Here is a 24,523-nt window from a genome sequence, read left to right on the forward strand (position 1 = left end):
TTTTTTGCAAAACGGCGCGGGGGGTAAGCCCCGCGCCGTTTCTGGATCAAATCAACCGATTAACGGAAATTGATTGTCGAATAGACGCCATCGGCGAATTCGATTTCCTGATAGGAACCAGCGGACTCACCGGGACCGATCAGTTCAACTGCGGATGCACCAACGTAGTCGATGTCTTCGCCAGCTGCGATCAGCTCCAGACCACGGGCCAATTCGCCGGGCAGGATTTCGATGCCGGGTGCGTTGGCCACATCAAAGATGTGATCTTTGTAGTCAGCCGGATCTTTCGAACCAGCAGCCTGCATCGCCAGCATGATCAGGGCTGCAGCATCGTAAGATTCAGGGGCAAATGCGCCTGTGCCGTCAAAGCCTGCTTCTGCAGCCAGCTCAACAAAGATGCCTGCGCCTGCGTTATCGGTGCCGGGGTAGGCGCCGAAAGACCCGTTGAGTTCCGCACCGAAGTTATCGTTCAGAACCGCACCGACCATGCCGTCTGGCAGGTAGAATGTGTCGAACGCGCCGCTGTCGAGGGATGAACGGATGATGCCGGAGCCACCTTGGTCAACGTAGCCTGCAACAACCAGCACTTCACCACCGGCAGATGCCAGCGCGCCAACTTCGGCAGAGTAGTCGGCTTTGCCGTCTTCATGTGCGGCAGAGATGGTGACTGTCCCACCAGCAGCTTCAAAAGCGGCCTGGAACGCATCGGCAAGACCTTTGCCGTAGTCGTTGTTGGTATAGGTCAGCGCCACTTCGCTGAAACCGCGGTCCTGCAGAATCTCGGTAATGATGACACCCTGACGTGCGTCGGATGGTGCTGTACGGAAGAACAGACCGTCATCTTCGGCTGTCGACAGGCCGGGCGATGTTGCGGATGGGGAAATCATCACAACACCGTTCGGACGTGCGACGTTTTGCAGGATCGCACCTGTCACGCCGGAACAGTCTGCGCCCATGATCGCGTCAACGTTGTCGGATGTGACCACACGTTCAGCCGCAGCCGTTGCGGCACCCGCGTCGATACATGTGCTATCCGCGCGGACGGATGTGACAGTCGCACCGCCCAGCAGGGCACCTGATGCAGTGACTTCGGCCATCGCCATTTCGGCACCAGCACCCATCGCGGGTGTGATCGATTCAAGCGGGCCGGTAAAGCCGAGGATCACACCGATCTTTACTTCTTCGGCGTGACCGGCGGCATAAGCACCACCAGCAAGCATGGCGACAGCAGAGGTCGCCAACATTAGTTTTTTCATTACGTTTCTCCCAAGTTGGATTTTTTATCCTGAGTTAATTTATCAGCCGCTTTCCAAAAGGAAAGCCGGAACAACAGGATATTGTCCCTATCCACAGGTATTTGGAAGTCAATTTCACTGTTTTGGTGCAGAATTGGGCGTTTCTTGGCCCTCGCGGGTTCAATGACTTTCCAGTGTCATGTCGACCGCGTCCCAGTTCTGCGCCAAAAGGTCGTCTTCGCTAATCCAGAACTGCACAACACCACGGTCCCCCCACATCCAGTTCACAAGCTGGTCCGAGTGCAACTGCAGCAGCAGATGGTGGTGTGTGTGCGTTGATGCGGCCGACCCGATCTTGAAGCCAAGCCCGAACATCTGGTGCCAGCGGCCTATGTTGGCGATCCGGTAGCGGGTGTCGATATCGTCGCGCACCTCGAAAGGCAGTGTCGCATACACCTCGGGTGGTGCATTCGCCGCGGCCACAAGGGTCGCTGTTGCCGCCTCTTGGACGCTGATCAATTCGCCTTGGGTGAATTGATAAAACGGCTTGAAGCGGCCCGGCTCTGCACCATTGTCGCGCACCTGCGCAAAATAGGTTTCGAGCTGTGCAGCATCTTCAGGGCTCATCCTGTCCCAAGGTTCATGTGAGACGGCCCAGATGCTGACCTCATCAACAAAGGCGGAAAACGCATCCTGATCGCGCCGGATGGTATCGACAGCGGCCTGATAGCTTGGCCCGTAGTGCTGGACCCGCTTTTTCGCTTTCTGCAGGGTATCGTGAATGTCATCGCGGGCCAAACGCACTGACATTGTAAAACGGTAGGCCGTGTCCCAGAACCACGGTCGCGCGAAATCCGGCAGGCTTGACCGGTAGTTTTGCGGTGAAAGCTCTCCTGCGGCCTGAAATGGCAAAAGATCGCCCATGAGTTCATGCGCGTCATCGTCCCTGTTCTGGTTGGTCATGGGCAAGAGCACGAATTCGACCGGCCAGCGGGGGAAGGTGTCTGGGGCTGTTTCGCGGGCATGGCCTTTGACGTAATAGCCCCAATCCGGTCCGTGGTAGATCGGCACCAGATCGCCGGGCGGTTCGGTGGCGGTATTTCCGATCGTTGGCGAATAGATCACCTTGCCCTGACGCGGCCCATCGGTTGCCGTATTCATGAAGAAAGCCAGCGCGCCCTTCTGTGGCATACCGGTCGGCAACAGCGGATCGGGGACTGTATCCAGATCAATTTGTGCCAGATGATGCATCGCACGTCCGAATTCATCCCGTGGCCAAGGCGCATCACCCAAGGTCGGCAGGCCACCCAGCCAACTGGTCCCGCCATATTCCACATCAAGATCGGCGCGTTGCATCCGCACAAGTGCGATACCGGGGGTGCGCTTGAAGGTCTTGCCGCGCAGATCACGGCGGTCGATGTCGGCGGCAATCCGGTCGATCTCTTCGGCGGTCAGTTCAGGCAGGGCGTTTTTCTGGATGATCTCATGGACATGGGCGCGGAAAGCATCACCCGTTTTATGCCCCGCAAGACGCGCGAAAACGATGTAGAGCTCGTCATCCTTGAGGCTTTCATTCTTATCAGTGTTAACCGTCGGGGCAGGGCGCGGCGCAGGGTTCGGGCGCCGTTGCAGCGGGGCACTATTGTCTTTCGGCACTTGGCGGGCGGGGGCCGCGACGGGTACTTTCACAGCCGGTTTGCGCCGGAACACCCCAAAGGCATAGGCCGCAGCCAGCACCACCGACAAAAGGCTGAGTGCGGTTGACCGCAGATAAGTATCATTCAGAAGATGCGCATAAATCGTCAGACCAAGCGTGGCGATCCCAAGGATAAGCAGTAGTATCTTGAGAAGCTTCAGGACCATCGCATCGGATCAAACGGGTAGCCGGGCTGCATGACTTCCCCGCTCGCGGTAGGGCGTGGTGTCGTAATGTGACCGGTAGCATTTGGAAAAATGCGAAGGCGACGCAAAACCGCAGGCGAGTGCCACATTGATCACGGTCATATCGGTCTGCATCAGCAGGTTGCGCGCCTTTTGCAGGCGCAGTTCCATGTAATAACGCTTTGGGCTGCGTGCGAGATAGCGGCGGAACAGGCGCTCAAGCTGGCGGGTGGACATGCCCACATCTCGGGCCAGGATCGCGGGGCTGATCGGGTCTTCGATGTTTTGTTCCATCATCTGGATCACGCGGCTGAGTTTCGGGTGCCGCACGCCGATGCGCGTCGGGATCGAGAGGCGCTGCGTGTCCTGATCGGTCCGGATTGCAGAATAAATCTGCAGATCAGCCACCGCATTGGCCAGTTCCTCACCATGCTCGTCGGCGATCAGTTTGATCATCAGATCAATCGAGGCGGTGCCGCCTGCGGTGGTGATCCTGTTGCCATCGACCACAAAGATCGACTTGGTCAGTTGCACCTCTTCGAACTCTTCGGCGAAACTATCCTGATTTTCCCAATGGATCGTGGCCTTCTTGCCATCAAGCAAACCCGCTTTGGCCAGCGTATAGCCCGCCGTGCAAAGCCCCGCGACAGTCACGCCGCGCCGCGCCTCGCGCCGCAGCCAGTTCAGCAGCCGCTTTGTGGTGGCCTTTTGCACGTCAATGCCACCACAAAGCATGATCGTATCATCGCGCTCAAGCTCGTCCAGCCCGTGATTGACGCGAAAAACGCAGCCGTTGGAACAGCTGATCTCGGCGCCGTCTTCGCTGACGATGATCCACGAATAGAGCTCTTTTCCCGCGGTTCTATTCGCGATGCGCAGACTTTCGATTGCTGCCGCAAAGCTGAGCATGGTAAAATCGGCCATCAGCGCGAAGACAAACCGGCGCGGTTTGCCACTATGGTCTACGTCGACGATCTGAGGGTCGGTGAGCATCGTTTTCTTTCTGGGTCGTGTATTCAGTTGCAGACATCAACAGGTTTGACGCCTGCGGACAAGGGAAAAGTCGTCATAGCAAGGCCGCGCCACGGCGTGCATTTTGCCATTGGCCTGCTGGTATGCACGCGCTATACGCTTTGGGCTGATAACGCTAACCGACCCCGATATGGAGCAAGACAATGACTGACTGGCAAAAATCTGACTGGCGCAAAAAGCCCCGGGTCCAGATGCCTGAGTACATCGACGAAACCGCGCTGAACGCTGTTGAACGTCGTCTTGCAAGCTATCCGCCGCTTGTTTTTGCAGGCGAGGCCCGCAACCTGCGCGCCGAACTCGCCGCTGTAAGCCGGGGTGAGGCATTCCTTTTGCAAGGCGGTGATTGCGCCGAAAGCTTTGCGGAATTCGGCGCGGATAGCATCCGCGACACCTTCAAGGTGATGCTGCAAATGGCGATGGTGCTGACCTATGGCGCAAAAGTGCCTGTGGTAAAGGTCGGCCGCATGGCGGGCCAGATGGCCAAGCCACGCTCTGCGCCGACCGAAACAGTCGATGGCGTCGAATTGCCTAGCTACCGCGGTGACATCATCAACGGGTTCGATTTCACGCCCGAAAGCCGCATCCCTGACCCTGAGCGCATGTTGCAGGCCTATTTGCAGGCCGCCGCCACGCTGAACCTGCTGCGCGCTTTCTCGACCGGTGGTTTTGCCAACGTGCATGAGGTCCACAAGTGGACACTTGGTTTTACCGACAGCAATGAAGTGAAGAAATACAGCGATATGGCGTCCCGTATCAGCGACACACTGGACTTCATGGAAGCTGCGGGTCTGACGACCGAGACGAACCATGAATTGCAAACGGTGGATTTCTACACGAGCCACGAAGCGCTGCTGCTGGAATATGAAGAGGCGCTGTGCCGTTTGGATTCGACCTCCGGCAAATGGCTGGCAGGCTCGGGCCACATGATCTGGATCGGTGATCGGACGCGTCAGCCTGATGGTGCCCACGTGGAATTCTGCAAGGGCGTGCTGAACCCGATCGGCCTGAAATGCGGGCCGTCGATGACCTCCGGTCACCTCAAGGCGCTCATGGCCTCGCTGAACCCCAACAACGAGGCGGGCCGTTTGACCCTGATTGCACGCTTCGGTGCGGGGTCGGTGGGTGAACATCTGCCACGCCTGATCAAGGCCGTCGCGGAAGAGGGTGCCAATGTCGTTTGGACCTGTGACGCGATGCACGGCAATACGATCAAATCCTCCAGCGGTTACAAGACACGTCCGTTTGAGAGTGTTCTGCGCGAAGTGAAGGAATTCTTCGCGATCCACAACGCCGAAGGCACTGTTCCCGGCGGCGTGCATTTCGAGATGACCGGTAAGGACGTGACCGAATGCACCGGCGGTGTCCGCGCTGTGACAGATGAAGACCTGTCCAGCCGCTATCACACCGCCTGTGATCCGCGCCTGAACGCATCCCAGTCGCTTGAACTTGCGTTCCTCGTGGCCGAAGAATTGTCTTCGCGCCGTACAGCAATTGCGCAGGCAAAAGCGGGCTGATCACCCGTTATTGACAACCAGTCTCAGGGCCGGGCGTATCGCGTCCGGCCTTTCGCTTGGCGGCGTTGGAAACAACGGTGTGGGCGCAAGCCGCAAACCAATGTGGTCATGCCGGATGCGCGCCGCTTTATTGATGGTGAAGCGCCTTGGGCGACTGCCATTGTCCGGATCAGTGACCAATGCGCCCAGCATGCGTGTCGTTTTGTCATCGCTGTCGCGCAAAGGCAGCAACAGGACCGTTCCATGTAACACAGGCCGCAGAATAGTGGCGGGTGAGACCAGCGGAATGCTGACGATTGCAGGCGAGCTGAAGGCGGATTCCAGCAAGGCCTGCACTTGATCCTGCGCCTCTGGCAAAAAAATCGTGCTGAACGGCATGCCGCGTGCATCCATTTTCAATAGATGATGGAGCCTTTGGCCGGCAACCCGGAACCGGGCGATGCCGGGGGCAACGCGCTGAAGGATAAAGGCATGAGGCAGGGCATCGTCGATCTGACTAGGTGCGACATCGTTACGCGCCGGAAGCCGTTGGGCGTGCCGCAAGGTTTGCCAGTACTGCTCGAGATTCTTCAGTATCGGATCACGCTGCCCGCGCATGTCGCTGCGTCGGCGTTCCGTCATGTCGTCGGAAATATCTTTACTCATTGTTACTCTTTCTTCTCCAAACACCGGAGCACTCGTTCACATCGCATTTCTATCAAAGTTCTGGGCTCAAATCATTTAAGAAAGTGTAAAGTGGTTAATGCCTCTCTGGCAATGCGCCCCTTGCTCCGCCTTGCCGATTGGCATTAGGTGCAGGCAAACAATGACAGGTCGGTGCACGCAATGACACAATCCATGACAGCTTTCGCAAGCCGGACAGGCGCAATGGGTGCGGCCTCTTGGGCGTGGGAAATGCGCGGGGTGAATGCGCGGGGTCTGGATGTGCGGTTGCGGATGCCGGACGGTATCGAGGGGCTGGAACCTGCGTTGCGTGCCGCACTGGGCAAGGCGCTTTCCCGCGGCAATGTCACTGTGAACCTTCGTTTGCAGCGTGACGATGTCGCAGGCGCGCTTGCCGTGGATGAAGCCTATCTTGATGAGGTACTCAAGGCGCTGGATCTGGTGCAGGAACGTGCTTTTGCCATGGGTGTCACGCTGGGCCAGCCGACCGCGGCGGATGTGCTGACACAGCGTGGTGTCTTGATGCCCGCAAAGGCCGAGGATGATGCTGAGGCCTTGGCGGGGGCATTGATCGCGGACGTGGCACCCTTGGTTGCGGATTTCGTCGACATGCGGACCCGCGAAGGTGGCGCGCTCGCGGCGGTGATCCGGGACCAGCTGAACCAGATTGCTGCATTGACCGAAGCGGCAGCAGCAGCCGCCGAGGCCCGTGCGCCGCAGGTGAAGGCCAACCTGACAGCGGCATTGCGCCGTGTGCTTGAAGACGTGGCCGAGGTCGAACCGGGGCGCGTCGCCCAGGAGTTGGCCTTGCTGGCCGTGAAATCGGATGTCACCGAGGAAATCGACCGCCTGAAAGCGCATGTTGCGGCGGCGCGGGCGCTGCTGGATGAACGCAAACCTGCCGGCCGGAAGCTTGATTTTCTGGCGCAGGAATTCAACCGTGAGGCCAATACACTTTGCGCCAAAGCGCAGGCCGCCCCTCTGACGGCCATTGGCCTTGACCTCAAGGCGGTGATCGACCAGATGCGCGAGCAAATACAGAATGTGGAGTAAGACATGACCCGACGCGGCCTTCTGATCATCCTGTCGTCGCCCTCGGGGGCAGGGAAATCCACGCTGGCAGGGCGGTTGCGGGCGTGGGATGATACACTGCGGTTTTCGGTGTCTGCCACAACACGCGCGCCACGTGAGGGTGAAGAGAACGGCAAGGATTATTTCTTTGTCTCGGTGACCGAGTTCCAAGCACAGGTTGCGGCACAAGAGATGCTCGAACATGCGCGGGTTTTCGGGAATTACTACGGATCGCCCAAGGCCCCCGTGCAGGCAGCCATCGAAAGCGGACGCGATGTGTTGTTCGACATCGACTGGCAAGGTGCCCAGCAGATCAGCAACTCGTCGCTGCAGGAACATGTCTTGTCGATCTTTATCCTGCCGCCTTCGATTACAGAGCTTCACCGCCGTCTTGTCAGCCGTGGTCAGGATACGCCCGAGGTGATCGAAGGCCGGATGCAGAAAAGCTGGGACGAGATCAGCCATTGGGACGGCTATGACTATGTCCTTGTGAATGATGATCTGGATAAGACCGAAGAGCAGCTCAAGACGATCATCTGCGCCGAGCGTCTGCGCCGCTCGCAGCAACCGCAATTGGTGGATCACGTCCGCAGCTTGCAGACCGAATTTGGAGAAAGACCATGAGCCTTTACGCATTGGGTGATGTCGCACCACAGATCGCGGATGATGTCTGGGTCGCGCCGGGCTGCCACTTGATTGGCGATATTGTGCTGGAAGAAAAAACCTCCGTTTGGTTCGGCAGCACCCTGCGCGGTGACAATGAGCGGATCACGGTGGGTGCAGGGACAAATGTGCAGGAAAATACGGTGATGCACACCGATATGGGATCCCCGCTTGTGATCGGGCCGGGCTGCACCATTGGCCATAAGGTGATGCTGCATGGCTGTGTCATCGGGGAAAACACGCTGATCGGCATGGGTGCCACGATCCTGAACGGGGCCGTCATCGGCCGCAATTGCCTGATCGGCGCAGGTGCGTTGATTACCGAAAACAAGGTAATCCCCGATGGTAGCCTTGTCATGGGCGCTCCGGGCAAAGTGGTGCGGGAACTGGATGCCAAGGCGATTGCAGGATTGCGGATGTCAGCCCTGCATTATCAGGAAAACGCCGCGCGCTTCCGGCGTGACCTCAAGCAACTGTCCTGACTATTTCTGACAGGGTGGCGGCAGCGACAACAGGTCGAAGTCGAGCCCTTCAGCTTGCGTGCGGACTTCGTTGAGGATCATGGCGACATCCGGCATGTTTTCTGTAATGGCGCGATACCGGCCTTGGTAGCCTAATTGGGTCAAACGCTGTGCGACGTCAATCACATCAAATCCGCCTGCAAAGAGTGGTGACAGGATCAAATCGGGGTCGAATGTGCAAAGCAGTTCTTCTGTCAAATTACATAGATCAGTAAACTGCACATCCTCAATCGGGCAGACCAGACGCCCCTCGGCACTCCACCGTGCCAAATTGCCGATCACCAGTGTGCGATCCGCAAGCTTTAATTCGGGTACTGGATACGCAGCCGCAGGCTGGCGCTTGTAATTGATCATCTAAATTTCGTTAGTAGTAGTGTGTGAGACTATGTCCCAGTTACACAAAATACTTTTTGAATTTCAACTAAGGATTGAAATGCAGTATCGCCTTCTTATGAGGCATTTTGCCCCATGCTTTTAGAATATAAAGAAAGAGCGTAGGAACCTGTCATGACGCAAGACCAGATTGTTTCCGTAATCCAAGCCTTTCCAATGCCGGTACTGGTTATTGGCCACGATGAACGTGTGCGCGCGTCAAATGCCACGGTCGATTCGATTCTCGGGCCTGATCTTTTGGGCAAACACTATATCACCGCGCTACGCCAGCCGGCGATCCTTGCCGCCATCGCCGAGACACGGCGGACCGGGGTGGGCGCTTTTGTCCGCTATACCGGACGGTCAGGGTCCAAGGATGTGATTTACAGAGTGAGCGTTGCTTTGGCACAAACCGATATCGTTCTGACATTCGAGGATCAGACAGCCTCGGAGGAGGCGGGTCAGATGCGCCGGGATTTTGTGGCCAACGTGAGCCATGAGCTGCGCACGCCGCTGACAGCCTTGCTGGGCTTTATAGAAACACTGAACTGTGCGGCAAAGGATGATCCGGTCGCACGGACGCGGTTTCTGGACATCATGGCGCATGAGGCAAACCGGATGCGCAGGCTGGTTGATGATCTGATGTCACTGACGCGCGTGGAAGAGGACGAGCGCGTACGCCCGCGCGAAGAGGTGGAACTGGGCGCGCTGCTGGCGTCGGTGATCAAGGGGTTGGAGCCGCAAGCATCGGCGGCGGGTGTCACGGTTGCCTTGGATCTTGTTGCAAGCGAAGAAACCGTGCCGGGTGATGCGGGGCAGTTGGTGCAGGTGTTTACCAATCTGGTGGAAAACGCGATCAAATACGGTGCGACCGGTAAAGAAGTAAAAGTATCGCTTATGCCGCGCACGTTGCACCAACGCCTGCGCGCAGAGGCGGTGCAGATCACCGTGACAGACAAGGGTGATGGCATTGCCGAACATCATCTGGCGCGATTGACGGAACGCTTCTATCGTGTCGATAATCACAGGTCGCGCGAAGTGGGCGGGACTGGCCTCGGGCTCGCGATTGTTAAACACATCATCAACCGGCATCGCGGGCGCATGACGATCGAGAGCCAGCTTGGAGAGGGGACCACCGTGTCAGTTTTTCTGCCAACGGCACGGATGTCGTAACGCTTTTCACAAGTGTCACCCAAGCTTCGGGAAGGTGGCATGGACGGCGCGCGTTGGTCAGGCGGCTCTCGCGTCTGCTTCCCTGCACTGGTTGGTGAAACCGGTGGGTCTTCTGCAGGCCTGAAGCGCTTTTGCGAAGGTGTTGGCCCTGTCTGGCTGTGACGCCGAAAACTGTCATGCAAAATGTGACCATGAACAAAGAGCCAACCGGCTCTGTGCCGGGGCCAAACATTTTCTCTTGTTATGCGGTTGTTGCATTTGTCCGGTCTTCTAGGCCTTGCGAGGGCTTTCCGATGAAACGCGGCAAAAGGGGCAATCAATGTCGGACACACTGATCCTGATGGTCATGTCGGGGCTGGGCGCGCGCGGTTTTTTTGCAGTACGCGCCCGCGCTAGAGCCGCTGCCGAAGGTGACCGCCGTAATCTGCGTGCGTTTCCAAATGATTATGGCGTCTATGCTGCGTTGTCTGCTGTTGTCTCTGCTGCGCTTGGACTGAGCATGTCGGATGTCCGCCCTGTCGCCGAAGGGCTTGATCCAAAGGCGGATGTCTTCATCGGTATGGTTGGTTGTGTCGCGCGCGCATACCCTGACGGGTTGGTTACTGGCTTTTTTGATCCGAACTTGGCATTCCCGCCCCAAATCTATAGCTGGGTTGCAAGCTATGACGAAGCGTTCTTTGAAAAAGCATGGGGCGGGATTATTGTTCTTTTGATCTTCCTGCTGACCATGAATATCACCGCAATCATCCTGCGCCGCACTTCCGCGCGCCGTTGGTAGGAGCCCGGATATGAAAGACACGATACCAGTGGACCGAAAGATGAGCACGATGCAAGATGCAAAAATCAGCGCCCGCGGCGTAAACGTCTACTACGGCGAAACACATGCCATCAAAGATGTCAGTGTCGAGATAGGCGACAATACTGTCACCGCCTTTATCGGGCCGTCCGGGTGCGGTAAATCGACGTTTCTGCGCTGTATCAACCGCATGAACGACACAATCGATTCAGCGCGCGTTACGGGCGATATCCTGATTGACGGCGAAGACATCTATGACGCGCGCATTGATCCCGTACAGCTGCGTGCGAAGGTTGGCATGGTATTTCAAAAGCCGAACCCTTTCCCGAAATCGATCTACGATAACGTGGCTTATGGACCGAAAATCCACGGTATGGCCCGCAACAAGGCCGAGCTGGACGAGATTGTCGAAAAATCCCTGCGCAAGGCCGCCCTTTGGGAAGAGGTAAAGGACCGGCTTGATAAGCCCGGCACCGGCCTGTCAGGTGGCCAGCAACAACGCCTGTGCATTGCGCGCGCCATCGCCACAGCGCCCGAGGTTTTGCTGATGGACGAGCCATGTTCAGCGCTTGACCCGATTGCCACAGCGCAAATTGAAGAGTTGATCGACGAGCTGCGCAAGAGCTACTCGGTGGTCATCGTCACCCACTCGATGCAACAGGCCGCCCGCGTGAGCCAGAAAACCGCGTTTTTCCACCTCGGCAACCTGGTCGAATACGATGATACCGACAAGATTTTCACCAACCCGCAGGACCCGCGGACGGAAAGCTATATTTCCGGCAGGATCGGGTAAGGAGACACAGCTATGAACGAACATATTTCGTCCGCCTATGACCGTGATCTGGAAGGGATAACCACGCTGATCATGCAGATGGGTGGACTGGTTGAAGAGGCGATCCTCAAGGCTGTCAAATCCCTTGCGGACCGTGATACGGAACTGGCCGAAGAGGTGCGCGAAGGCGACAAGCGCATTGATGCGCTGGAGATCCAGATCAATGACGAGGCCGCGCGCACGATTGCCTTGCGCGCCCCTGTTTCCAAAGATTTGCGTTCTGTTCTTACAGTCCTGCGTCTGGCGGCATCGCTTGAGCGGATCGGTGATTATGCCAAGAATATCGCCAAGCGTACAAGCGTGCTCGTCGAAATGAACTCGGTCAATGGCTCTGACGCGGCCCTGCGGCGCATGGCGCGCGAGGTCGAGCAGATGCTCAAGGACACGTTGGATGCCTATTTGCGCGGAGACGCGGAACTGGCCGAAGACGTGCGCCAGCGTGATCAGGAAGTCGATCAGATGTATAACGCGCTGTTCCGCGAATTCCTGACATTCATGATGGAAGACCCGCGCAACATCACACCCTGTATGCACCTGCACTTTATGGCAAAAAACATCGAACGTATGGGCGATCTGACCACAAACATGGCCGAACAGGTGATCTATCTGGTCACCGGCGAGATGCCTGATGAGGCGCGGCCCAAGAGTGACAAGACAGCCTATGTGACGGATCAGGGCTAGGCCTATGACCCAGCTTCCCCATGTTTTGGTTGTTGAAGATGAAGCCGCACAGCGGGAGGTTTTAGGATATAATCTGGAAGCAGAAGGGTATCGGGTGACCCGCGCGGAAAACGGTGAAGAAGGTCTGCTTTGTGTCGCCGAAGATGCGCCGGATGTGATTGTTCTGGACTGGATGATGCCCAACCTGTCCGGAATCGAGGTCTGCCGGCGGCTGAAGATCAGCCATGAGACCCGCGCAATCCCGATTATCATGCTTTCGGCGCGTGCCGAAGAGGTGGACAAAGTGCGCGGGCTGGAAACGGGTGCTGACGACTATGTCGTCAAACCCTATTCCGTGTCCGAACTCATGGCGCGCGTACGTGCGCAGCTGCGCCGGGTGCGTCCTGCAACTGTGGGGCAGGTTCTATCCTATGATGATATCGTGCTGGATACGGAAACGCACCGCGTGACGCGCAACGACGTGACGTTGAAGCTGGGCCCCACCGAATTTCGCCTGCTTGCGACGTTTATGGAAAAGCCACGGCGCGTGTGGTCGCGCGATATGCTGCTTGATCGGGTCTGGGGCCGCGATATCTATGTCGATGCCCGTACCGTAGATGTGCATGTTGGCCGTTTGCGCAAAGTGCTGACGCAAAATGGTGGCGCTGATCCGGTGCGTACGGTGCGCGGGGCAGGGTACGCTTTGGGTTAAGTCCCCCAAGGGCCGTGATGCCCTTCACCGCCATCAATGCGGGCAAAACCATGCGCGCCAAAGAAGTCCCGCTGACCCTGGATCATGTTTGCCGTGCCGCGTGCTGTCCGCATGGCATCGAAATAGGCCAGACCCGATGACAGTGCGGGAGCTGCCATCCCGTGCAGGGCTGCTTGTGCGACCACAGCACGCAAGGCGTTGTGGGTGTGCTTGAGCCGGTCCGCAAAACCGGAGGCCATCATCAGATTGCGTTCGGGGTTATCGCGCAGCGCCGTTGCCATATCATCCAGCATATCAGAGCGGATGATGCAGCCCGCGCGCCAAACCTCGGCTATGGCGGGCAGGGGGAGCGCCCAGCCATAGGTGTCTGACGCCTTTTCAATCATGCCAAACCCTTGTGCATAGCACAGGATCTTGCCGGCAATCAGCGCCTCTTCAAGCGTGTCCAATGACAGCACATCATGGGCGATATGGTGCGGAGCGGCACCAAAAAGCGCCTCGCCCGCGGCGCGTTCATCCAGTTGTGATGACAGGTTGCGCGCCACAACGGCCGCTTCAATCGCAGGGATCGCGGCCGCGAGATGCTGCGCCTCGATCACGGTCCAGCGGCCTGTGCCTTTCTGGCCCGCCGCATCGACGATGATATCCAGCATGGGTTTGCCTGTCTCTGGGTCCACCGCAGCGGCCACTTTGCCGGAAATTTCAATCAGGTAACTGCGCAGGGGGCCTTTGTCCCATTGGGCGAAAGTCTCTGCGATGGCTGCGTTATCCATGCCCAATCCGTCACGCATAATGCCGTAAACCTCGGCGATCATCTGCATGTCGGCGTATTCGATCCCGTTGTGGACGGCTTTGACAAAATGTCCGGCACCATCTTCGCCCATCCATGTGGCACAGGGTTTGCCTTTATGCTTGGCGGAAATCGCTTGCAGAATATGCGCGACACGGTCCCAATGTTCCTTCTTACCGCCACCCATGATGGAAGGTCCGAAACGTGCACCTTCCTCGCCCCCCGACACCCCGATGCCAAGGAAGGGCAGGTCGCCTGCTTCCTGCATACGGCGGTTTGTATCGTGGAAATTCGCGTTGCCTGCGTCGATGATCATATCGTCGTCATCAAGCAGCGGGCGTAGGGCCTTGATCTGGTCATCGACCGGCGCACCGGCAGGCACCATCAGGATGATCGCGCGCGGTGATTTGAGCGCGCGGACGAGATCTTCCAGCGTTTCGGTCGGCGTGATGCGGTCTGCAAGTTCACCGGCGCCGTCATGAAACGCGCGGGTCGTTTCCGTCGTCCGGTTCCAGACGGCGATGTCAAACCCCTTGTCGGCAATGTTGAGTGCGAGGGCCGCACCCATCGTGCCAAGTCCGATCAGACCGATTTCTGCGTTGCTCATGATATGGGGCTTTCTTCGTTATGGCGTCAGATATTGTGCTGCGACAAAGATCACATAGGCCACCATCATGATGATACCGGTGGTGCGGTTCAAACGGCCGATTGTCAGCATCCACAGCGTGAAGAGAACAGTAACTGCCACTGTGATCCAAAGATCCGCCCCAAGCAGAACCGGATCGACATCCAATGGTGCGATTATGGCAGTCAGGCCGATGATCGACAGGATGTTAAAGGTGTTCGAGCCGATGATATTGCCAAGAATAAGGCCGACCGATTGCTTGCGCGCGGCGGCGATACAGGTCGAAAGCTCGGGCAGGGATGTGCCAAAAGCCACGACAGTCAGACCGATAATCGCTTCGGGCACGCCAATGGCAGACCCCGTTTGCACGGCCCCTTTGACCAGCAATTCCGAGCCGACACCAAGGGCTGCAAGACCCGCCAGAAGAATGACAATAGCGCCTTTCATCGTGGTGATGCCGGGGGTGTCGTCATCGTCGTCGTCATCTTCTTGCAGCGGGATGCTGTCGGTTTTGTACTGGTAGAACACAAAGGCGGCGAGAATGGTGAACATGATCAGGCCGAAGATTTGACTAAAGCCGCCCGTGAGCATGCCATATGCCATAATCGTCGTCGCCACGAGCATCATGCCAAGGTCTTTGCGCAAATCCCGTGCCTTTGCCGTGACTTGGAACACGAAAGCGGTGGCCCCTAGGACCAACAGGATATTCGCGACGTTCGACCCAAGGACATTGCCAAGCGCGATGCCGGGATAGCCTTGCAGGTTGGCCATGACAGAGGTGAAAAGTTCGGGCACCGAGGTGCCGAAAGAGATGATTGTCGCCCCGATAAAAAGCGGCGAAAGACCCGTGCGTTCGGCGACAAACACCGCGGCATCAACCGTCCAGTCACCACCTTTGATCAAGAGATAAATGCCGAATGCCATGGCGCCAGCGGCAAGGACAAAAAGCTCGTAGGTGCCGAGTTCAATCAAAGCGGATTTCCAGATCTGTGGTCATTTCTTTACGCGATGCGCGCCGGACGTTTTATTTGTCGCGCAAGTGTAATGGCCATTGTTTGAACGGATCGCTGTGATCGCAGCGTGGCGTGTTCTGGCGGACATGGGACGCTCCCGTTCTTCATTGGTGGTGTCCATGTATGCCTTCACAAACATGTTTAAAGGTCTGTTGCAAAAATAAAAAAAGGGAGCGGGACATTTGCGCCGCTCCCTCTTTGTAGTCATGAGCTTTGTCAGCTTATGCCGCGACCTTGGGCTGCGAGACTTTGGCCATCAGGTACAGGGCAACAGCGCCACCTATGCCGATCAGGTCTGTCAGCCAGCCACCCGCAATCATGCAAAGTGCGGCGATCAGCAGGCCAAACCGGATCGGCGCTGCCGCGCGGTTGCCAACCCACCAGCCTTGGACACCCGAGGACAGCAGGAACACCCCGAAGACCGCCGTAATGCCTGCGCGGATCACTTCCACCCATGTGCCGTCCATCAGGATTGCCCCGTTGTAGAAGAACATGAAAGGCACGATGAAGGCCGAGATTCCGATTTTGAACGACGCCACGGATGTTGCCATCGGGTTCGCCCCCGAAATACCGGCAGCGGCATAACTGGCCAAGGCCACAGGCGGCGTGATCGCAGAGACAACCGCAAAGTAGAACACAAAGAAATGCGCGGTCAGCATCGGGATACCCAGTTGCACCAGACCCGGTGCCACAACAGAGGCGGCGACAGCATAGGCCGCGGTTGTCGGCATCCCCATCCCCAGCAGGATCGCGATGCACATCGCAAAGAACAGTGCCAGCAACTGGTTCGCTTCGGCGATGTTCAACAGCACCGACGAGAAGCGCGCGCCAACACCTGTGAGTGAGATCACACCCACAATGATACCGGCACAGGCACAGACTGCGATGATCTGGATCGACATGACGCCTGCCAACTCGAACGCCTTGGTGACCGAGCGCAGACCCATGCGGTAAGGTGTGAACCAGCTGACCACAGCGGCCGAGGCTGTTGCGAGCGTCCCTGCGCGGATCACCGAGTAGCCCATGAAGAGCGCGACGATGAGAATGATGATCGGCAAAAACAGGAATACTCGACGAACCATCTGCTTCAGTTTCGGCAACTCATCTTCGCGCATCCCGCGCATGCCCAGCTTTGCGGCTTCGAAATCAACCATGAAGTAGATGGACACGAAGTACAGGATCGCGGGGATGATCGCGGCGACCGCGATATCGGTGTAAGGAATACCCGTAATCTCGGCCATGATGAAGGCACCGGCTCCCATGATCGGTGGCATGATCTGGCCGCCGGTCGAAGCGGCAGCCTCAACTGCGCCTGCGGTGGTTGGTTTGTAACCGACCTTTTTCATCAACGGGATGGTGAGCGAGCCTGTCGCCACGACGTTCCCCGCAGAGGTGCCGTTGATCATTCCCATCAAGCCAGAGGCAAAGATCGCCACTTTCGCAGGGCCACCGCGTGCGCGGCCAGCCACAGCGAAGGCGAAATTCACAAAATAGTCGCCCACTTTGGACGCCTGCAGAAAGGCTGCAAAGATGATGAACAGAATGATATAGGTCGAGGACACAGCCGTCGTTGGCCCAAGGATACCCGCGTCGGTGTAAACCTGGCTAAAGAAGCGCTGCCACGTGATATCGGGGGCGTTCAGGAACCCCGGCAGCAGGTCGCCCACAAAGACGTAGACCAGAAAGACGCCAGAGATGATGATCAGCGCCATACCGGCCACACGACGGGTCAGTTCCATAATCAGCGCGGTGCCTGCAACCGCAGCAATACTCATACCGATGGGTGCGAAAGGCGTACCGGTCGAGTTGCGCATCAAGGTCCCAAAGATCGTGATCAGATACATCGCGACGGCGATGCCGCAGACACTCAGCACCAGATCGGCAGGGGCGATGGTGCCGCGCACGCGTGGACGGACCCACCCCAGAACGATACCGGCAGCAGTCGCCGCGATCAGCGGATAACCATAGTGATAGATTTCCGCATTGCGGATGCCTTCATCAATGCCGTTCCACATGACACCACCCTGGATGTCCGCTGCGAACCCAAGCGCGGTCCAGCAGGCGTAAAGGGCAGGGAGCAAAGCCAGATAAGCAAGATAATCCAGCGGGCTATGCGTATCGGCGTCCTCATCAGGGAAGGCGCGCGCGGAATAAAGCGTGAAGCCGAGGATCAACGCACCCGCCACGTGGACGATGCGAAAATTCCATGTCTCCATCGGGAAAACGGGCAGGAGAGGGATATCGATTCCGGTCCAGGCATTGATCGACCAGCCATTCAAAGCGGCCATATGAAACAGCGCATAGAAGGCCGAGATAGCCGCGACAACCAGATATGTGCGTCCCGTAAATATCCGCCGGTTATGCTCAACCGGTTCTTCGTCGACCCCTTCGGCCAGAACGGGGCCATCCGATTGATCGTCAAGTGTTTGGTCGGTCGTCATTATGTGGTCCTCGCATGCTGATCGGTTGCCCTGACGGACATCGAGCCTGCATCAATTTATCGAATGAATTGCGTGTCACGGGGCTGCTTGAAAAAGCAGCCCCGTGGTGATCACGGCTTAGTTGCCGAAGATCTGATCGGCAGGGATGTCTGCGCCAGCGTTCTCGATGAACCACTCGGCTGCACCTGGGTGCCATGGCAGAACGCCTGCGTTCTTGTCCCAGTTCTCTGGCAGTGTGGAACGGGCGGCACGGTGGATGTTCACCATACGCTCGTTGTCGGACATAACGACATCCACGGCTGCTTTGACAAAGGATGCTGGCAGCTCACAGTTTGCAATCGCAAAGTTCCACATGGAAACCGAACGTGCCGGTGCTTCCAGCGTTGTGTATGTGTCAGCGCCGATTTCAAATGCCGACACAGGGAAGGCGGCCATGATTGCTGCCTGCTCTTCTTCGGTGAACTCGATGATGTTCACGTCAGTTTGTACTTCCAGCTGGGAAACAGCAGGTACAGGGACACCGGCCGCAAAGGCGATCACGTCCAGCAGACCATCCTGCAACTGGCCACCAAGGTCGCCCCAACCACCGTTGCGGCGCTCAAAGTTCACGCCCAGTTCTTCCATCATGAGCGGGAAGTATGTGTCGGATGTTGAACCGGCAGGGCCAAAGCCGATACGTGCGCCATCAGGGATTTCCGAGATGGATGAGATGCCGGATGAGGCAAGTGTCGTCACCGAGAACGGTGTCTGGTACATCGGGAACATCGCACAGGCGTTGGTCATTTGCAGACCAGGTGCAATCGGGTTGGTACCGGCGATGGATTCAGCCGCTGGACCCATTGTTGTCATGCCGAACTGTGCGTCGCCTGTGTGTACAAGCGCCATGTTCTGCATTGGGCCGCCGGTGACTTCACCGCCACCTGTGATGCCCAGTTCTTCGGCCACCAGGTTCGCCCAGCCGGAACCATAGGCAAAGAATGTACCGCCCTGGGATGCTGTGCCGACGGTAAAGCTCTCTGGCCAACCTGTCCGGTCCTCGTGTGCATCGGCAAAAGCTGAAGTTGCTGTCAAAGCAGTTGTCGCGATAAGCGCTGCTAGTTTCATAGGGTTTTCCTCCACAAATTAATCCTGATCTCTCCATGACCAGGCCGTGATCTCAAGCACGTTGCGCGCAAGTAGATCGCATGGCGAGCACTTCCACCGTCTGGCGCGGCCAATACAAGGTTTCAGTGGGTATGTTTGCGATAACAGTTAAAAATTATCAAAATGGATGGGTCGCCAAGGGGACAAACGGCCTAAGGCATGTGTCGAAACGGGTGCATTTCAGTCGCCTTGGTCTGCGTCGGCCTTGGACAGGCCATATTTCTGCATCTTCTCGTAGAGGGCTTTACGCGACAGCCCCAGCGCCTCATAGGTCTGTTTAAGGCTGCCGCCTTGCGCGGTCAGGGTGGCCATGATCAGCGCACGCTCGTGATCGGCCATCTTCTGGGCGAGCGATTGCGTTTCCATTTCAGGTGCGGTTGTCGCGGTCGGATCAAGCCCCAGCACAAAGCGATCCGCAGCATTGCGCAATTCACGTACATTGCCCGGCCAGTCCTGCGTTGCCATCCGCGCCAAGACGTCCGCGGGGACATCAGGGGCGTGTTTTGAATACCGCGCCGCAGCTTGGGCCGCGAGATTGAGAAAGAGTGACGGGATATCATCACGCCGCTGATCCAGCGTTGGCACATGGAGCGTGACAACATTCAGCCGGTAAAGCAGGTCCGCGCGGAAATTGCCCGCAGCGACGGCCTCGGAGAGGTCTGTTTTGGCGGCCGCAACGATGCGGATATCAAGATCGACAGGATCATTCGCCCCCAGCCGCGTGATTTGGCGTGCCTGAATGGCATGGAGCAGTTTCGCCTGTACACTGACGGGCAGACTGTCGATCTCATCAAGAAAGATAGTGCCTTTGCGGGCAAACTCGAATTTCCCGAAGCGTGCGCGCATTGCCCCGGGAAAGGCCCCGGCCTCATGCCCGAAAAGCTCGCTTTCCACCAGATCGACGGGCAGGGCGGCGCAGTTGATATGCACGAAAGGGTGCGGGCCACGGGCAGACAGATCATGCAACGCATGAGCGGTCATATCCTTACCCACCCCTGTGGCACCTGTGACCAGCACATCGGCGTCGGTGGCGGCAATCGTGCGGATCTGTTTGCGCAATGCCACCATCGCATCCGAGCGCCCGATCAAGCGCGCCTCTAGCTTGTCCCGCCCGCCAACCTCGCGTTTGAGCGCGCGGTTCTCAATGGTCAGTCGCCGCTTTTCCAGCGCGCGGTGGATCGTTGAGACCAGCCTTGAGGGCGCAAAGGGCTTTTCGATGAAATCATAGGCCCCTTCGCGCATCGACTGCACTGCAAGGTTCACATCGCCGTGGCCGGTGATCAGGATCACCGGAAATTCTGGATCAAGCTCAAGTACCTTGCGCATCAGCCAAAGCCCGTCCTGATCCGGCATGCGGATATCTGTCACCAACACCCCTTCAAAGCCACGGCTGATCTGCGCCAGTGCCAGTTCCGCCTTATCAAGAACAACCGCTGGAATATCGGCCAGCATTAGCGTTTGGCTGGTCGCGTGACGCAACTCTTCCTCGTCGTCGACAAATATCACGGTCTGCTTCATTGCGCGGCCACTTCCATAGGGGTTGCCGGTTGCAATGTGACCGTAAAGATCGCGCCCCCGTCAGGATGGTTCGCGGCACTGAGTGTTCCGCCAAAATCGCTCACGATATTAAAGGAGATCGACAGGCCGAGCCCGAGCCCCTTGCCGGGGGCTTTGGTGGTAAAGAAAGGATCAAAGATATTGGCGATCGCGTCATGTTCGATCCCCGGGCCGGTGTCGCGGACCTGCAGGCTGGTGTTGTCGATGCGCAAGTCCACGACCCGTTTGGGTTGACCCTCCATCGCGTCGAGCGCGTTGTTGATCAGATTGACGATGACCTGCTGCAAGCGTACGTGCCCGCCAATGACCCAGATTTCTGATTTGGGCGGCGTATAGGCGATTTCGCCACCCTCTGACGCCAGCCGCATCTCGATCACCGCCAGTGCATCCTGCACGACCGCATTCAAGAGCAAGGGACCGGTTGCCTGCTGCGGACGGCGGGCAAAATTGCGCAAATGCGCCGAGATCGTGGCCATCCGGTCCGCCATTTTCGAGATACGCGTGATATTGTCTGTTGCCTCGGCAACCTGACCGCGCGCAAGGAATGCGCCCGCGTTGTCGGCATAGGCTTTCACCGCCGCCAGCGGCTGGTTGAATTCATGGCTGAGCGCAGCCGACATTTGCCCCAGCGCGGAAAGCTTGCCCGCCTGAATAAGATCGGTCTGGGTTTGGCGCAGATCACCCAAGGCGGCTTCAAGATCGGTGGTGCGTTCTGCGACAGCGGCCTCTAGCAGGCGCTTGGCTTCGGTTTCCCGCGCAAAGGCCTCGGTCTGGCGCGCTTGTTTGAGAAGATAGGCAAGCAGAGCGCCGAGAAGCAAAAGCCCTGTCAGGCCTGCAATCAACAATGTGCGCAAAGCAGCCAGCGTGGCAGGACCGGGAGGGGAGAGCGAGGACATCGTCCAGTCAAGATCAGAAAGGTGCTGCGACGTCAGAATATAGGTTTCACGCGTCGTGCCTTCGATTGTGACCAGACGGGCACCCTCATCAAGGGGCTGCACTGTGATCGGCAAAAGTTCGATCCGGTCGATAGGATATTGCAGGTTTTGCGCAATCAGTCGCAAGGTGGCGTCGCTGAGCGGGCGCATCGCACGAAAATGCCAATCAGGGCGCGAGGCCATGAAAACAAAGTCATTGCGGTCGGCGATCATAAACTCGCTATTTGCACCCCGCCAGATGCTTTCAAAGGCAGAGATGTTGAATTTGACCGCCAGAACACCGACGATGCGTTCGCCGTCCTCGACGGGGGCTGCGTAGAAATAGCCACGTTCACCTGTGGTCGTGCCGTAAACCGAAAAGCTGGACAAAGCGCCGTTGAGCGCTTGGTTAAAATAGGTCTGGTAGTTGAAGTTACGTCCCAGAAAGCTGCCCCTTTCGCGATAGCTTGCAGCCGCGATGGTGAGGCCCGAGATATCCATCAGATAGACGTCGCTGGCCCGTACAGTGGCCGCCGTTTGGCGCAGGTCCTCGTTCACGGCCGCCACAAGTGCTGCGTCATCCGGACGATTGAGCAGGTCAATCAATAGGCTGCGTTCAGCGATCAAAGCGGGCAGGGGGGCATATCTGTCGACAGCGGCACGCAGGCCCTCGACGGCCAGTTGCAGCGGGACGGCGTCTGTCTCGGCTTGTTGGCGCATGTAATGCCGCTCAAGCGCCGGAAATGACACAGAGCCTGCTAACGCCAGAAGCGTGGCGATCACGGCAATCAGGCCAAAGATACGAGGACGTGTCAAATGCATGCAAGTGTTATGCTGCACAGGGGTGTGGCAGCACAATCAGAAATTCGCTCCCGATGCTTGATGCATGACTGTGCAACCGGTTGCATTTCTTATGTTTGAAGTTACAGTATCGCGCAGCTTGGGGGAAAGCCGCGTCTCATGTACCTGATATACAACACACAAGATCTGATGCAGCAGGCTTTGCGCCCGACGCGGGAAGCGACTTGCGTGAAAACCACGCGGGGGCCTGCGCGTGCCGCGTGATCGCCCTAAACCCGGTTTCTTTGATCTCGGGGTCCCGTTCTTTTTGCCTTTGTGGCGCAGGGTTGTGACCGTTGTTCTGCCACTGCTTTGGGCCATGGTTGAATTCGCCAATGGCGCGCCGCTCTGGGCACTGTTGTTTGTGGCGCTTGGCGGGATCGCGATCTGGAAATTCGCGACGACGGATTGGGCGGCAGTTGCCGCAGAAGCGGAGAAAGATGCCAAGGGCGGCCGCTAGAGGGGCAATCACGCTCAAAGACGTCGCGATGCTTGCGGGCGTGTCGCGCTCGGCTGTGTCGCGCACCTTTACCGCGGGCGCTTCTGTGTCGGACAAGACGCGCGCGAAGGTGGAACAGGCAGCGGCGATTTTGGGCTATAGCCCCAATGCGCTGGCGTCTTCGCTGACCACGGGCCGGACCAAAATGATCGGACTGGTGGCAAACAATTTCCACAATCCAGTTTTCCTTCAGGTTTTTGATCTGTTCACCAAAGGCCTGCAAGCGCGGGGCTTGCGTCCTTTGCTGGTTAATCTCACTGATGAGGTCAGCCCCGAGGCCTCGATCCGCATGCTGCGGGCCTATTCGGTGGACGGGGTGATCGTGGCCTCATCCACCCTGCCTGCGAGTTTTGCTGAAGGGTTCAAGGATGCGGGTGTGCCGGTGGTCCATTCCTTTGGGCGCCATACAGCGAACCCGCAGGTGAACGTGCTGGGGATCGACAATATCGCCGCAGGGCGATTGGCTGCAAAGACATTGATCGCGCGCGGCTATCAACGGGTGGCCTTTCTGGGCGGACCTGCGACTGCGACCTCGACGCAGGACCGTTTTGCAGGGTTTGCGGAGGTGATCGAAGCCTCTGGTCTTGATCTCTCGGTCAGCTATGCCAGCAACTATTCTTTTGACGCGGGGCGGGCGGAAATGCTGCGTCTGCTGGCGGCAGGCTCACCGGCCGAGGTCTATTTCTGTGGCGATGATGTGCTCTCGATCGGGGCGCTCTCGGCGACCCAGTCGGCGGGGCTGCGCGTGCCAGAGGATATCGGGATTATCGGGCTGAATGATATGGAAATGGCAGGGTGGGCGAACATCAACCTGACCACGATCCACAACCCCTTTGCGCAGATTATCGCGGCCTCAATTGACCTCATCGAGGCCATTCTGGATGACAACAGCCGCACCCCAGAAGCGCGGCTGTTTGATTGTTCGATTGTGGAACGGGGCACTTTGCGCCACTTGCCGTAAGGTGGATTTCAATCCACCTTACCGGAACATCGGTGGGCGCGCATCCAGCCACGCGCCGTCCGCTTTGCCCGATTCCGCGACAGCATAGACCGCCGCCATAGACCGCAATCCATCCTCGGCGCGCGGATAGAGGTTCGCCGCCGGATCCATCATGCGGCCTTCCTTGCGCGCACGGATCGCTTCGGCGAGATCGGCATAGATATTGGCAAAGGCGAGCGGCATACCTTCGGCGTGGCCGATGGTCACGCGGCTGGTGCGATCAGCCTCGGGCGACAGGTTCGCCTCGCCGCGTTCAATCACCTGCAGGCGTTGGCCCAGCGGCATGTAATAAAGCTGGTTGGGCTGTTCCTGGCTCCAGCGCAGACCGCCGGTTTCACCAAAGACCTGAATACCCAATCCGTGTTGCCGTCCAATCGCGATGGAACTGGTCCAAAGCCGCCCCACAGCGCCGCCATCCATGCGGAAATTCACCATCGCGTCGTCTTCAAGCGTGCGCACATCAATGCAGGACACCGTGTCAGCCGAGAGTTTCGTCACTTCCTGACCGGTCACAAAACTGGCCATATGCAACGCGTGGATACCGCAATCGGCAAATTGTGCCGAGACACCTGCCTG

23 protein-coding genes are annotated in these 24,523 nt (G+C 57.9%); 11 read left to right on the forward strand and 12 right to left on the reverse strand.

The window, feature by feature from the left end:
• Positions 1 to 59 precede the first annotated feature (59 nt).
• The 3 genes from VGP75_RS01460 to VGP75_RS01470 form a co-directional block, all read right to left on the reverse strand.
• Positions 60 to 1,256: an ABC transporter substrate-binding protein gene (locus tag VGP75_RS01460; protein ID WP_327541953.1), complete on the reverse strand. Its 1,197-nt coding sequence runs from the start codon at positions 1,254 to 1,256 to the stop codon at positions 60 to 62.
• Between the two features lie 159 nt (positions 1,257 to 1,415).
• On the reverse strand, positions 1,416 to 3,098 hold the full coding sequence (locus tag VGP75_RS01465; RefSeq protein WP_327541954.1) for a DUF1963 domain-containing protein: 1,683 nt from the start codon (positions 3,096 to 3,098) through the stop codon (positions 1,416 to 1,418).
• Positions 3,099 to 3,107: 9 nt separating this feature from the next.
• Positions 3,108 to 4,109, reverse strand: coding sequence for a GlxA family transcriptional regulator (locus tag VGP75_RS01470; protein ID WP_327541955.1), 1,002 nt, complete (start codon positions 4,107 to 4,109; stop codon positions 3,108 to 3,110).
• Positions 4,110 to 4,291: 182 nt separating this feature from the next.
• Here VGP75_RS01470 and VGP75_RS01475 point away from each other — a divergent pair, with 182 nt between their 5' ends.
• On the forward strand, positions 4,292 to 5,662 hold the full coding sequence (locus VGP75_RS01475; protein WP_327541956.1) for a class II 3-deoxy-7-phosphoheptulonate synthase: 1,371 nt from the start codon (positions 4,292 to 4,294) through the stop codon (positions 5,660 to 5,662).
• Here VGP75_RS01475 and VGP75_RS01480 read toward each other — a convergent pair whose 3' ends face one another.
• Complete coding sequence (locus VGP75_RS01480; RefSeq protein ID WP_327541957.1) at positions 5,663 to 6,307, reverse strand: PAS domain-containing protein; 645 nt, start codon at positions 6,305 to 6,307, stop codon at positions 5,663 to 5,665.
• A 192-nt stretch (positions 6,308 to 6,499) separates the two neighbouring features.
• On the opposite strand from VGP75_RS01480, the gene VGP75_RS01485 reads away from it, so the two are divergent.
• Genes VGP75_RS01485 through VGP75_RS01495 form a run of 3 tightly spaced genes read left to right on the forward strand, consistent with a single transcriptional unit; the run spans position 6,500 to position 8,541 of the window.
• Entirely contained in the window at positions 6,500 to 7,378 is an 879-nt protein-coding gene (locus VGP75_RS01485) for a YicC/YloC family endoribonuclease (RefSeq protein ID WP_327541958.1), read from the forward strand.
• 3 nt (positions 7,379 to 7,381) lie between these two features.
• On the forward strand, positions 7,382 to 8,020 hold the full coding sequence (gene gmk / locus VGP75_RS01490; RefSeq protein ID WP_327541959.1) for a guanylate kinase: 639 nt from the start codon (positions 7,382 to 7,384) through the stop codon (positions 8,018 to 8,020).
• Positions 8,017 to 8,541 (forward strand): gamma carbonic anhydrase family protein, encoded by a 525-nt coding sequence (locus VGP75_RS01495; RefSeq protein ID WP_327541960.1) that lies wholly within the window; start codon positions 8,017 to 8,019, stop codon positions 8,539 to 8,541. Before gmk ends, VGP75_RS01495 begins: the two co-directional genes overlap by 4 nt.
• Here the strand turns inward: VGP75_RS01495 and VGP75_RS01500 are convergent, their stop codons facing one another.
• Positions 8,542 to 8,934, reverse strand: coding sequence for a hypothetical protein (locus tag VGP75_RS01500; RefSeq protein ID WP_327541961.1), 393 nt, complete (start codon positions 8,932 to 8,934; stop codon positions 8,542 to 8,544). It abuts the gene before it with no gap.
• A gap of 153 nt (positions 8,935 to 9,087) precedes the next feature.
• On the opposite strand from VGP75_RS01500, the gene VGP75_RS01505 reads away from it, so the two are divergent.
• The 5 genes from VGP75_RS01505 (at position 9,088) to phoB (ending at position 13,125) form a co-directional block, all read left to right on the forward strand.
• Entirely contained in the window at positions 9,088 to 10,125 is a 1,038-nt protein-coding gene (locus VGP75_RS01505; RefSeq protein ID WP_327541962.1) for a sensor histidine kinase, read from the forward strand.
• Positions 10,126 to 10,444: 319 nt separating this feature from the next.
• Positions 10,445 to 10,903 (forward strand): phosphate ABC transporter permease family protein, encoded by a 459-nt coding sequence (locus VGP75_RS01510; protein WP_327541963.1) that lies wholly within the window; start codon positions 10,445 to 10,447, stop codon positions 10,901 to 10,903.
• Between the two features lie 49 nt (positions 10,904 to 10,952).
• Positions 10,953 to 11,714: a phosphate ABC transporter ATP-binding protein PstB gene (gene pstB, locus VGP75_RS01515; RefSeq protein WP_327541976.1), complete on the forward strand. Its 762-nt coding sequence runs from the start codon at positions 10,953 to 10,955 to the stop codon at positions 11,712 to 11,714.
• Positions 11,715 to 11,726: 12 nt separating this feature from the next.
• Positions 11,727 to 12,434, forward strand: coding sequence for a phosphate signaling complex protein PhoU (gene phoU / locus VGP75_RS01520; protein WP_327541964.1), 708 nt, complete (start codon positions 11,727 to 11,729; stop codon positions 12,432 to 12,434).
• Between the two features lie 4 nt (positions 12,435 to 12,438).
• Positions 12,439 to 13,125, forward strand: coding sequence for a phosphate regulon transcriptional regulator PhoB (phoB, locus tag VGP75_RS01525; RefSeq protein ID WP_327541965.1), 687 nt, complete (start codon positions 12,439 to 12,441; stop codon positions 13,123 to 13,125).
• On the opposite strand, the gene gnd is transcribed toward phoB, so the two are convergent.
• From gnd to VGP75_RS01555, 6 genes are all read right to left on the reverse strand, one after another.
• Positions 13,122 to 14,522 carry an NADP-dependent phosphogluconate dehydrogenase gene (gnd, locus tag VGP75_RS01530; protein ID WP_327541966.1) on the reverse strand — a complete coding sequence of 467 codons (1,401 nt, stop codon included), beginning with the start codon at positions 14,520 to 14,522 and terminating at the stop codon, positions 13,122 to 13,124. The genes phoB and gnd overlap by 4 nt on opposite strands.
• An 18-nt stretch (positions 14,523 to 14,540) precedes the next feature.
• The gene (locus VGP75_RS01535) at positions 14,541 to 15,512 is read right to left on the reverse strand and encodes a calcium/sodium antiporter (RefSeq protein ID WP_327541967.1); all 972 of its coding nucleotides are present in this window, start codon (positions 15,510 to 15,512) and stop codon (positions 14,541 to 14,543) included.
• A 262-nt stretch (positions 15,513 to 15,774) separates the two neighbouring features.
• Positions 15,775 to 17,994 (reverse strand): TRAP transporter permease, encoded by a 2,220-nt coding sequence (locus VGP75_RS01540; RefSeq protein ID WP_327541968.1) that lies wholly within the window; start codon positions 17,992 to 17,994, stop codon positions 15,775 to 15,777.
• 117 nt (positions 17,995 to 18,111) lie between these two features.
• Positions 18,112 to 19,098 carry a TAXI family TRAP transporter solute-binding subunit gene (locus tag VGP75_RS01545; protein ID WP_327541969.1) on the reverse strand — a complete coding sequence of 329 codons (987 nt, stop codon included), beginning with the start codon at positions 19,096 to 19,098 and terminating at the stop codon, positions 18,112 to 18,114.
• A 219-nt stretch (positions 19,099 to 19,317) separates the two neighbouring features.
• The gene (locus VGP75_RS01550) at positions 19,318 to 20,655 is read right to left on the reverse strand and encodes a sigma-54-dependent transcriptional regulator (protein ID WP_327541970.1); all 1,338 of its coding nucleotides are present in this window, start codon (positions 20,653 to 20,655) and stop codon (positions 19,318 to 19,320) included.
• Positions 20,652 to 22,430, reverse strand: coding sequence for a sensor histidine kinase (locus VGP75_RS01555; protein ID WP_327541971.1), 1,779 nt, complete (start codon positions 22,428 to 22,430; stop codon positions 20,652 to 20,654). The genes VGP75_RS01550 and VGP75_RS01555 overlap by 4 nt, the downstream gene beginning before the upstream one ends.
• A 232-nt stretch (positions 22,431 to 22,662) precedes the next feature.
• Here VGP75_RS01555 and VGP75_RS01560 point away from each other — a divergent pair, with 232 nt between their 5' ends.
• Both VGP75_RS01560 and VGP75_RS01565 read left to right on the forward strand, forming a co-directional pair.
• A complete protein-coding gene (locus tag VGP75_RS01560) occupies positions 22,663 to 22,908 on the forward strand; it encodes a hypothetical protein (RefSeq protein ID WP_327541972.1) in 246 nt (81 codons plus the stop codon).
• Positions 22,889 to 23,908, forward strand: a complete 1,020-nt coding sequence (locus tag VGP75_RS01565) for a LacI family DNA-binding transcriptional regulator (RefSeq protein WP_327541973.1) — start codon at positions 22,889 to 22,891, stop codon at positions 23,906 to 23,908. Before VGP75_RS01560 ends, VGP75_RS01565 begins: the two co-directional genes overlap by 20 nt.
• Positions 23,909 to 23,926: 18 nt before the next feature.
• On the opposite strand, the gene VGP75_RS01570 is transcribed toward VGP75_RS01565, so the two are convergent.
• Positions 23,927 to 24,523: Gfo/Idh/MocA family protein (locus VGP75_RS01570; protein ID WP_327541974.1), on the reverse strand; the 597-nt coding region annotated here is incomplete at its 5' end.

This window comes from Yoonia sp., from assembly GCF_036007805.1.
In the GTDB taxonomy this organism is placed as follows: domain Bacteria; phylum Pseudomonadota; class Alphaproteobacteria; order Rhodobacterales; family Rhodobacteraceae; genus Yoonia.

Coding starts and splice junctions, on each gene's coding strand:
- VGP75_RS01460 (WP_327541953.1), bottom strand. CDS start 1,256: ATGAAAAAACTAATGTTGGCGACCTCTGCTGTCGCCATGCTTGCTGGT.
- VGP75_RS01465 (WP_327541954.1), bottom strand. CDS start 3,098: ATGGTCCTGAAGCTTCTCAAGATACTACTGCTTATCCTTGGGATCGCC.
- VGP75_RS01470 (WP_327541955.1), bottom strand. CDS start 4,109: ATGCTCACCGACCCTCAGATCGTCGACGTAGACCATAGTGGCAAACCG.
- VGP75_RS01475 (WP_327541956.1), top strand. CDS start 4,292: ATGACTGACTGGCAAAAATCTGACTGGCGCAAAAAGCCCCGGGTCCAG.
- VGP75_RS01480 (WP_327541957.1), bottom strand. CDS start 6,307: ATGAGTAAAGATATTTCCGACGACATGACGGAACGCCGACGCAGCGAC.
- VGP75_RS01485 (WP_327541958.1), top strand. CDS start 6,500: ATGACAGCTTTCGCAAGCCGGACAGGCGCAATGGGTGCGGCCTCTTGG.
- gmk (WP_327541959.1), top strand. CDS start 7,382: ATGACCCGACGCGGCCTTCTGATCATCCTGTCGTCGCCCTCGGGGGCA.
- VGP75_RS01495 (WP_327541960.1), top strand. CDS start 8,017: ATGAGCCTTTACGCATTGGGTGATGTCGCACCACAGATCGCGGATGAT.
- VGP75_RS01500 (WP_327541961.1), bottom strand. CDS start 8,934: ATGATCAATTACAAGCGCCAGCCTGCGGCTGCGTATCCAGTACCCGAA.
- VGP75_RS01505 (WP_327541962.1), top strand. CDS start 9,088: ATGACGCAAGACCAGATTGTTTCCGTAATCCAAGCCTTTCCAATGCCG.
- VGP75_RS01510 (WP_327541963.1), top strand. CDS start 10,445: ATGTCGGACACACTGATCCTGATGGTCATGTCGGGGCTGGGCGCGCGC.
- pstB (WP_327541976.1), top strand. CDS start 10,953: ATGCAAGATGCAAAAATCAGCGCCCGCGGCGTAAACGTCTACTACGGC.
- phoU (WP_327541964.1), top strand. CDS start 11,727: ATGAACGAACATATTTCGTCCGCCTATGACCGTGATCTGGAAGGGATA.
- phoB (WP_327541965.1), top strand. CDS start 12,439: ATGACCCAGCTTCCCCATGTTTTGGTTGTTGAAGATGAAGCCGCACAG.
- gnd (WP_327541966.1), bottom strand. CDS start 14,522: ATGAGCAACGCAGAAATCGGTCTGATCGGACTTGGCACGATGGGTGCG.
- VGP75_RS01540 (WP_327541968.1), bottom strand. CDS start 17,994: ATGACGACCGACCAAACACTTGACGATCAATCGGATGGCCCCGTTCTG.
- VGP75_RS01545 (WP_327541969.1), bottom strand. CDS start 19,098: ATGAAACTAGCAGCGCTTATCGCGACAACTGCTTTGACAGCAACTTCA.
- VGP75_RS01550 (WP_327541970.1), bottom strand. CDS start 20,655: ATGAAGCAGACCGTGATATTTGTCGACGACGAGGAAGAGTTGCGTCAC.
- VGP75_RS01555 (WP_327541971.1), bottom strand. CDS start 22,430: ATGCATTTGACACGTCCTCGTATCTTTGGCCTGATTGCCGTGATCGCC.
- VGP75_RS01565 (WP_327541973.1), top strand. CDS start 22,889: ATGCCAAGGGCGGCCGCTAGAGGGGCAATCACGCTCAAAGACGTCGCG.